This window comes from Rhodococcus sp. F64268 (assembly GCF_023015605.1).
Taxonomy (GTDB): domain Bacteria; phylum Actinomycetota; class Actinomycetes; order Mycobacteriales; family Mycobacteriaceae; genus Rhodococcus.
In genome coordinates this window covers 125,639-132,282 of sequence record NZ_JALKAI010000012.1, presented here as the reverse complement: position 1 = coordinate 132,282, position 6,644 = coordinate 125,639, and the positions used below count along the sequence as shown (strand labels likewise).

Below are 6,644 nucleotides of genomic sequence, written 5' to 3'. Positions count from 1 at the left end.
ATCCAATTGAGCGGTTGAACAAGGAGATCAAGCGTCGAGCCGATGTGGTGGAGATCTTCCCGAATCCGGCTGCGTTTCTGCGGTTGGCGACCGCGGTGGTGATCGAGCAACACGACGAGTGGCAGGTCACCCGCCGATACGTCTCGGATGTGAGTATGGATGAGCTCCGGGCGGTGATCGCAGCGAAGCAGCAGGCTACCGGACCGGTGTTGTCGTTGACCGGTGTGGACGAAACAGCATAGTATTCAGCAAGACTCGTTGATCATCGCGCGTACCGCGAGCCGATCCGAAGTCCACCACTCCACGGGGCACTATCCGGCCCGAGGTGTGAATGCCGCCCAATGGTGCCGTGCCCATGCATATCCAATTGTCGCCGCGAGCGCTCCGATCGCGTGCACATGAACGCGAATGCACTTACCGGAGGGTGTGTCGCCGACGGTTAGTCACCAGTCGAAGCTGAGTTGGTAGCGACCGCCAGGACAAGCGGAAGAACACACACTCCCATTAAAACGTCACAGTGACGTTTTAATGGGAGTGGGTCAGCGCGAGGGGACAGGATATCGATCAAGGTCGATCGAAACCGAGGCGGACACAGGCAGTCGACGGGGCGGCAAGTCGGATGCCCGGCGGCGCCGGCGACCGACCTTGCCCGCCAGAAGCTGTTTCCGCTGGGCTGTCGGCGAATCGCATGATGAGCGCCTGACGGATGCCGAAGTCGTCAGGCGATGTGCGATGCGCGTGTTGAAAGTCGATGTGCGGTGTGGCCGCCGAGTACGTGTAAAACCCCAGGTGAATCGGTATGCCAAATTTGCCGATAATCTACATTATGTCAAGTAGTCGAAATCTGGGCCTACCCGACCGCTGCTCGGGGTGGGTTCGGGGCCGCGGACGGCATGTGCCGCCCCGGGGCGACATCCCGGCCTTCTTCGGTGAGGGCCGGCCTCCGAACCTGCCGGAATGGACTCAGTGGCGTCGATGAACTCCGCGCTTCGCGTCGACCCGGTGGCCGGTTCGTCTCCGGCGTGTGGCCCGTCGGCGTGTGCGCCGGTCGCACGGCGTCACACTTCGACATCTCGGTCGCTGTGCATGCCGATACGTCGATTGCGCGTGTCGTCGAGCGTCGGTGCGCAGAATCGGTAGGCCCGCCCCCACTGCGCCGCCTATACCCCGCTCGAGTCGATCTTGATGGATAATCACCATTATCCATCAAATGCACTGTGTAACAAGGTTTCCGGAGACAATTCCGTTTCCGGGTCGGTGGCATCGCACGCGGCGATGACGACGGTGCACCGTGCGCGACTCGCGGCATGACCCCGTCACCTACCGTGCCCGATTTCGGCCGTTGCCCCACACCACCCGACAGGTGAACACAAGGGCTGCCTTGTCCGCCCGCCCGCCCGCCTGCCGTCCGAGTCCGTTCCACCACTCCCCTGCGTGCTCTCTGACTCAGGGCCATGACGGCGCCTGAGCATGGCCCTATGAAAATAGTGGGACGGACCTGACCTTGATCGCGATCATCGGTGTCGCCAGCATTGTCTCGGTCGCGGCCTTCTCGAAACGACTCGGACTGGCCGCTCCCCGGCGGAGCCGAACAGGATGTGGTCGAACTGGGTCGGAGCGACAGCTTGATCGGCAAGCGTGAGGCTCGCGGTACCACCCCCGACCCGGAACACGACACTCGGTGTGAAGAGTACGTCCGGCTGAGGCTGCTCACGATTGCGGCCGAGCGGGCTGCTCTCCTCGAGGCCCGGAGTCGAGGAACCTACAGTTCGAAGGCCCTCAACGCAGCACAGCGCCGTCTCGACATCGAAGAGACTCGACTGCAGGCGCTCGGTGAACATCTGTGAGCCACTCGGAGACGCGCTCGCGAGTGCGGGCACATCCGGTGTGGTGATGGGAATTGTCATATCGCCACCACGCGCAGCCGAGAGCCCGGCTCAGTCGTCATCCCAGACCAGGTTGTGCAGGCGCATCGCTTCGACCAGGTCGGGGTCGTGCTCTTCGACGGATCCGTAGTCCAGCACCATGACGTTCTTGCTGACCGGCCCGTCGCCGGGACGCTCGTACAGCGCCCAGAGCACCAGGCCGTCACCGTGCCGAGATTCGAACTGGATGCCGGCAACCGGTTCACCGTCCGGATCGGTGAGCGAGTTGATCCACTGGGAGATCGCCTGGGTGAGGTCACGCGGCCGGCCGTCACGGATCGCCGCGGTGTCGAGGTCGACGAGGCCGTGCCGGATCGCGTGGGGACGGAAGGTGGACCGCAGGGTGGCCACGGACTCGGCGTCGCCGGGCACGACGAACCATCCTGTGATCGAGCCGCTGCCGGTGACCCGGGCTGACATCCACGACCGTGGGACCCGGCCCGGAGCGATGGTGGGGAACTCGTCCTCGTCATCGTTGTCGACGATCTCGTCGAGTGCTGCGCTCAGTTCCTCGCTCTTGCGGGCGTAGGCGAGGACCTCGAGGTAGCAGGACAGGCGGGTCGCGCCGACGTACAGGGTTCGCCACACCCCGGCCGGGTCGTCCCAGCGTCCGGTGAAGCGGCCGTCGGTGGCGAACTCCCACGGTGTCCACTCCCACGAGGTCGGCGGGTAGCCGACACGGTAGGCGGCAGCTCCCTCGACGTGGGCGCAGCAGACATCGCCGCGCGCGGTCGGGATCAGAGTTCGGTCGGGTGCTTTCATCCGACCGCCGCGAACTGGCGCGCCGCTGCGAGGACCTTCGGGCCGACGTCGGGGAGATCACCCTCGCGGAGCAGCAGCGCCGGCGGCCGGTCGTCGAGGATCGGGTTCAAGCCCTGGAACCAGGTCTGCGCCACGGCCGGGGTGTCGCGTTCTGCGATCAGGCGGGCGGCACGGTAGGCGATGCGGAGGCGTTCGACGTCGGTCTCGTTGTTGATCGTGCGGGTGCCTTCGGCCCACTGGCGGACAGCCCGGGTTTCCTTCACCTTCCCGAGGTACGCGACCAGCTTGGCCCCGAGCAGGTCGCGCAGCGCTGTGACCAGCTCCGATTGGGTCATACGGGCGGCGTCGTTGTAGGCGGCGAGGTCGGGTCGTGGGTGTGCGGTTGTCATTGCAATCCACCTCCTAATCACATGGTAAATCACACACTCAATGCCGTCCACGTTCCCGACACCGCCGACAGGCCCGAACATCCCCGAGACGCATCCACCAGCGCCGGCCTCTGCCGCGGCTCGCCGGACAGAGGAGTCATCGGACCTGCCCCGCAAAGACCCACGCACTCTCCCCGCACCCGAAAGAGGTGGGAGCCGAGCCCGTCGCACGCGTCGGTCTCGCTCTCCGCGGCCACGTCCGGTGTCAGGCCGCCACGGCGCTCTGCACGGTCTCGCGGCGGGCGTCAGCCCACCACTGATCGAAACGCTCGTGCTCCTTCTCCTGCGCGAGGGCGGGGCGACAATGAAGAACTGCTCGACGGTCGGGAACACCGGGCCGCGGATCCGGACCGAGCGTGCGGCGTTGCCCAGATTCGTCGGGTCGGTCTTGCGGGACGGCAGGATGCGCCGAATCTCGTAGAGGGCGTGTTCGCCCGGGTCGAGATCGGCGTCGAGTGCGTCGAGGACCGAGCCGAGTTGGCCGTGCTCGTGCACCAGGTCGATCAGCCGCTTGCCCGCGACGATGCCCTGGGTAGGGGTTCAGTGCGATCGCGATCCGCTCCATGAGCAGTGCGGATGCGCCGACGTGTGGTTCTGCACGGTACCGTTTCAGGGCAGCGATACTGCTGGAGCGATTCGAGAAGGTGAAAGGGCAGAATGTGCAGGCCGGGCGGTCAATTGTCGTTCCGATGACCGATTCGGTGTAGGCGTTGGCGGCGGCACGGTCCCAGCCCCATTCGATGAGGGGGCACTCCCCCGTTCGCAGGTCGGTGTTGTGCAGTGTGTCCTCCGCGGCGCGCCCGAGTTCGTTTTCCTCGAAACCGATCCGTGACGGTAGGGCTGACCACGGGTGATCCTCGCGATCACCGGGTCCAGTGCCGCTCCCTTCGTGCGAAGGGAGCAGGGCCTAGCGCCGGAGACCTGAGCGACAGTTCCTGCCTCGGTCAAATCGTCCCAAAGCGTGTATGCCCCTTCGAGATACAGGCGCGTCGGATTCCTGGTGTCGTCGAGAATGACGATGCCTCCGCCGTCGATCGTGGTGTGGCGTTGAGACCGGGCGACCTGGATGAACCTGACGTTCGCGGCAACACATGGGTCTCCATGGTTGTCCGCGTGGATTCCCACTCGCTGCCAGTGTGTGCGGTGATCAGGGCAAGTTCGTCGAGTTCGAAGTCGCGGCTGGTGGGGTCTTCCAACCAGCGCAACAGAATAGAAGTGGAGTCGGCACTCGCCGCAGCCGCAGACTCTCGCGTATGCGTTGGCGGATTCACCTGCGGGTGTGTTGGGTTGGCATCTGCAGTTGATGTATGACGATGCGATGGACGGGCGACGGCTCGATGACGAGTTCGTTCTGACCGATGTGGCGCTCTACTGGTTGACGACTACGGCTGGCTCGGCAATCCGTATGTATTTCGAGGATGCGCAGGCGGCGGATGAGGTGGGGCCCACGGAGGTGCCGATCGGCGTCGCGGGGTTTGCGGGCGATTTCACGGGGTGCGCAAGTTCGCCGAGCGGGATCACCGGAACATCGTGTCGTGGAATCTGTACGACGCGCCGGGTGGTCATTACGCGGCGCATCTGGAGACTGGGCTGCTCGCCGAGGACATTCGGGGCTTCTATCGTGGCCGTCGCTGAACGATCGGGCGGGCGGGTTGCGTCGGGGTGCCACCCGTTCCGTGCTGCGAGAGCGAGGTTTCGGTACTGTGCAGCACACCGGATCGGCACGTGCATTGCCCTACGTAGGAAGGCTCTGATGACTGCTGGAGTGTGGCTGACACCCGGGCAGTTGTCGGAGCGTTCTGGTGTCGCGGTGTCGACACTGCATTACTACGAGTCCCGAGGGCTGATCGACAGTCGTCGCACTTCCGGCAATCAGCGCCGCTATCGGCGCGACACGTTGCGTCGGGTGGCGTTCATCCGGATCGCGCAAGGGGTCGGTGTGTCCTTGGAAGACATCAAGAAGGCCCTCGATTCGCTTCCCGACAGTCGGGTCCCCACTGCGGAGGATTGGGCGCGTCTGTCGCTGATGTGGCACGACGAGTTGACCCGCCGGATCGAGGCGTTGACCGAGCTGCGTGACGATTTTTCGGGGTGCATCGGATGTGGATGCCTGAGTCTGAAGAGTTGTCCGTTGGCGAATCCCGGCGACGTCCTCGCGAAGGAGGGGCCGGGCCCTCGTCGGCTTCCGGTGCGGGGGGACTGAGCGGCGGGTCGGCTTTGCTGATCGCCACGGACGGCACCGTCATAGACACCATGGGGTGTCGGGCCTGCCAGGTGTACCGCGACGATGGGACCTCCGGTGGGCCGGCCGCGGCCCCTTCCTGCCATATTCGGTTCTTACCCCTGACGAGGACGCTAACAGCGAAAGGGTCCTCCCTGCGATCGCTGACCGGCACAGTTTCCTGCATCATCGGGAGATGACTTCACGAGGTGTTGTCCGACTCTGAAGGAAAGAAGACGGATGGGGAGCCATCGACTGTGTGCAGACTCCAGGTGGCTGCTGGGTGCATTTCAGTGAAGTCGAAATCGATGGATTCCGAGCGCTCGACCCTGGCCAAGAGGTCGACTTCGAGTGGCAGAAGACGAGCGGTCCGGTGGAGGGCTTCGCATTCATGGCCACGCAGGCACGCCCCGTCCAGGCCGAAAATGATCGGTGACCGGTAGCCCTGAATTCAGTTCGGGGAGCTGGATTCTGCCGACCACCAACGATCGCGGATCGTACTCTCGACCCGGCCCTACCGCGGCAACCGCCGCCACACCGCCCGCGGCAGCAAGCGCATCCCGAAGAACACCGGCCGCAACACCGCCGGCACCCACACCTCACCGCGACCACGCTGCAACGCCCGCACCGTCGCGCCCGCCACCTGAGGTGGGGTACTCGACAACGGTGCCGGGCTCATCCCCTCGGTCATCCGGCCGATCACGAACCCGGGCCGCACCACCAGCAGCGACACGCCGCTACCGTGCAGGGCGTCGGCCAGACCGGACGCAAACCCGTCCAATCCGGCTTTCGCCGATCCGTACACATAGTTCGCGCGGCGCACCCGCCACCCGGCGACCGACGAGAACACCACGATGCGTCCGCTGCCCTGCGCACGCATCCGCTGCGCCAGCACCGTGAGCAACCCGACCTGGGCAACGAAGTCCGTGTGCACGACCGCGACCGCGTGCGCGGGATCGGTTTCGGCGCGGGACTGATCCCCGAGGATCCCGAAGGCCAGCACCGCAACGTCGATCGGGCCGTGCGTGGTGGTGATCGAATCGAGCACCGCTGCATGGGTTTCGAGGGCGTCGGCGTCGAACTCGACGGTGTGCACCGCCGCCGCTCCTGCCGCCAGCACCTGCGTAACCGGCCCGTCGAGGTCCTCGGCGCGGCGCGCCGCCAGCACGACGATGCGCCCCGGCGCCAGCCGTGCAGCGATCTCGGTGCCGATTTCGCTGCGTCCCCCGAAAATGACGATGGGGCCTGTCGCCGCGGAACCGGCTGTGGTGTTGCTCATGATTCCAGTGTGCCGCGCGTCTCCGTCGG

At 65.4% G+C, this 6,644-nt stretch carries 7 protein-coding genes; 4 read left to right on the top strand and 3 right to left on the bottom strand.

Annotated features, from left to right (window positions below; genetic code table 11):
• Window positions 1-242, top strand: a 242-nt coding sequence (locus MWU77_RS22195) for a transposase (RefSeq protein ID WP_247274792.1), incomplete at its 5' end; no start/stop codon positions are given.
• A gap of 1,356 nt (window positions 243-1,598) precedes the next feature.
• Window positions 1,599-1,847: a hypothetical protein gene (locus MWU77_RS22190; protein WP_206040417.1), complete on the top strand. Its 249-nt coding sequence runs from the start codon at window positions 1,599-1,601 to the stop codon at window positions 1,845-1,847.
• A 90-nt stretch (window positions 1,848-1,937) separates the two neighbouring features.
• Here MWU77_RS22190 and MWU77_RS22185 read toward each other — a convergent pair whose 3' ends face one another.
• Both MWU77_RS22185 and MWU77_RS22180 read right to left on the bottom strand, forming a co-directional pair.
• Complete coding sequence (locus MWU77_RS22185) at window positions 1,938-2,687, bottom strand: RES domain-containing protein (RefSeq protein ID WP_169690207.1); 750 nt, start codon at window positions 2,685-2,687, stop codon at window positions 1,938-1,940.
• Window positions 2,684-3,076: a hypothetical protein gene (locus MWU77_RS22180; protein WP_169690208.1), complete on the bottom strand. Its 393-nt coding sequence runs from the start codon at window positions 3,074-3,076 to the stop codon at window positions 2,684-2,686. Before MWU77_RS22180 ends, MWU77_RS22185 begins: the two co-directional genes overlap by 4 nt.
• Window positions 3,077-4,868: 1,792 nt before the next feature.
• On the opposite strand from MWU77_RS22180, the gene soxR reads away from it, so the two are divergent.
• Window positions 4,869-5,318, top strand: a complete 450-nt coding sequence (gene soxR, locus MWU77_RS22175) for a redox-sensitive transcriptional activator SoxR (protein ID WP_169690209.1) — start codon at window positions 4,869-4,871, stop codon at window positions 5,316-5,318.
• A gap of 301 nt (window positions 5,319-5,619) precedes the next feature.
• Complete coding sequence (locus MWU77_RS22170) at window positions 5,620-5,772, top strand: cold shock domain-containing protein (RefSeq protein WP_247274791.1); 153 nt, start codon at window positions 5,620-5,622, stop codon at window positions 5,770-5,772.
• Window positions 5,773-5,850: 78 nt separating this feature from the next.
• On the opposite strand, the gene MWU77_RS22165 is transcribed toward MWU77_RS22170, so the two are convergent.
• Window positions 5,851-6,615, bottom strand: a complete 765-nt coding sequence (locus MWU77_RS22165) for an SDR family NAD(P)-dependent oxidoreductase (RefSeq protein WP_247274790.1) — start codon at window positions 6,613-6,615, stop codon at window positions 5,851-5,853.
• Window positions 6,616-6,644 lie beyond the last annotated feature (29 nt).

Bases quoted from the DNA above. Each gene is read 5' to 3' on its own strand.
- MWU77_RS22185 (WP_169690207.1), bottom strand. From the start codon at position 2,687: ATGAAAGCACCCGACCGAACTCTGATCCCGACCGCGCGCGGCGATGTC.
- MWU77_RS22180 (WP_169690208.1), bottom strand. From the start codon at position 3,076: ATGACAACCGCACACCCACGACCCGACCTCGCCGCCTACAACGACGCC.
- soxR (WP_169690209.1), top strand. From the start codon at position 4,869: ATGACTGCTGGAGTGTGGCTGACACCCGGGCAGTTGTCGGAGCGTTCT.
- MWU77_RS22165 (WP_247274790.1), bottom strand. From the start codon at position 6,615: ATGAGCAACACCACAGCCGGTTCCGCGGCGACAGGCCCCATCGTCATT.